The organism is Rhodoplanes azumiensis (genome assembly GCF_042682915.1).
Classification (GTDB): Bacteria; Pseudomonadota; Alphaproteobacteria; order Rhizobiales; family Xanthobacteraceae; genus Rhodoplanes; species Rhodoplanes azumiensis.
Genome location: NZ_JBHUIW010000064.1, coordinates 1 through 1812, shown reverse-complemented (window position 1 = coordinate 1812; position 1812 = coordinate 1). Strand labels below are relative to the sequence as shown.

The following is a 1812-nucleotide window of genomic DNA, read 5'->3' as shown; positions in this document are numbered from 1 at the left end:
CCAAACTCCAAGGAGGGACCACTTCACATGAGTCCGATTGGGCCTCACTGCGATGTCTGTCAATAACCAGTGCTGGAGAAGATGTGGAGCAAAGGGAACTCTCCTCCACGGTGAGTAGGAATGGGCATGGGTAGAGCCGGTATGGAAAAGATTATGGAGGTTCCCGAAGGAACTAAAAGTGGAAGTAGCGTATGGTTCAGCAGTCCGACTCCCAGGCATAGATACACCCACGGTATAAGTGAACAAGATAGATGCCCCGTTTGGGCACATCTATCTGTGCGTGCGTGCGCACATGCGCATGCGCGATGGCCTGCGAGGCAGGGGGTGGGGAGGGGGGCTGAGGATCTGGCTTGAGTTGGTGCAAGCCCCGGGATTGCCTGAGGCAAGCCAAAGGTGCCCCAGATGGAGACGGGACTGCCGGTCGTCGGGTGTCCTGGAAGCCGAATGCGAATGCGGAGGGGCTCGCGGGCCGCGCGGAGGCAACCCAGGTCTGCAGCGGGAGTCGGGGCCCCGGCCAGCCGCTCCCCGCGGCCCGGGAGGGGCTGGGGCTGCGGGGGGGATCCAAGAATCGGGACGCGCGGCGGGGGCTAAAGGACCTCTTCTGGTAGGCAAAAAGCCTCGAGCACCCGGGATTCCCAGGTGGTCTCCCATCCAAGATCCTAACCAGGCCCGACCCTGCTTAGCTTCCGAGATCAGACGAGATCGGGCGCCTTCAGGCTGATAGGGCCGGAGCCGGAGGCGGTTGGCGCGGGGCGCCCTAAGAGCCTTGCGCTTCGCCTCCCTTTCGCTCTGCCCTGCAGGTCGGGCCAACGGGCCGCACCTCTCGTCGCGGGGCGTGCTGTACTTGAGCCGCACGATCCGCGACCGGACTCCAGCCTGCTGACGCCGGCCCGCCCCCCGAACACCGCCAATACCAGACCAGCAAGCGCCTGGCCGGGCCCGGGGGCCCGAGGGGCTTCCAGGAGCCCCCATTGACCGGGAGGGCGTGCGTGCGTGCGTGCGCGCGGGGCCTGGGGGCTGGGCTGAGGGGTGCGGAGGTCTCGGCGCCCTCCCACCCGCGGCCACTCCAGACCCGGCCGCGCTCGCTGAGCGGGGCCTCCCCCCGATCCCATTCGCTGCTCAGGCCCGCGCGGCCCCGGAGGTGTCGGTCTTCGGCGCCCGCCGCCTCCCAACCCCCGCGGCCCAGGGGCCTCTGAACCTCCTGCGGGCCTAGGCGCAGCGAAACTTGAGCGCCCAACTTGCCCGGCACCTGTCCGGTGCCCAAACCCAGCAGAAGCCAGGGAGGCGCGGTCGACCGGAGCGCCTCAGCCCCTCCCCTTCGCACTACCGAGGCCCCCCCTTTGACCCCACGCCAAGCCCTCGACCTTCCTGAGAGAGCAGACAAGCCACAGGCAGGCACACAGACAGACACACAGACACTCGCACGCACCCACGCCAAGGGAGACAGCTGGCCTGCGCAAGCTCCTCAGCCAGAGCCAGAGCGCCTGGGAGAGGCCGGGGCCAGACGAACGGGCCGGCGGCTGGCTGTCAGGAGATACAGAGGCAGAAATACATGAAGATTCCGAGACAGACTCCAAGACGGCAAGAGGAGATACACACACACACACACACACACACACACACACACACACACTTGAGTGTGGTCTTTGGAAATACTTCTGTTCGTAGTTGCTGGGTTGAGCCCAACTTTGATACGACCCATGGACTGCGGCCCATCAGGCTCCTCTGTCCGTGGCATTTCCCAGGCGAGGATACTGGGAGTGGGTTGCCATTTCCTTCTCCGGCGGGATCTTCCCGACCCAGGGATCGAAC

Annotated in this window: 1 rRNA gene; it reads right to left on the bottom strand. The window is 65.6% G+C overall.

Annotated elements, in window-relative coordinates:
• Positions 1 to 614: 614 nt before the first annotated feature.
• A 5S ribosomal RNA gene (rrf, locus tag ACFSOX_RS23575) occupies positions 615 to 734 on the bottom strand.
• Positions 735 to 1812 lie beyond the last annotated feature (1078 nt).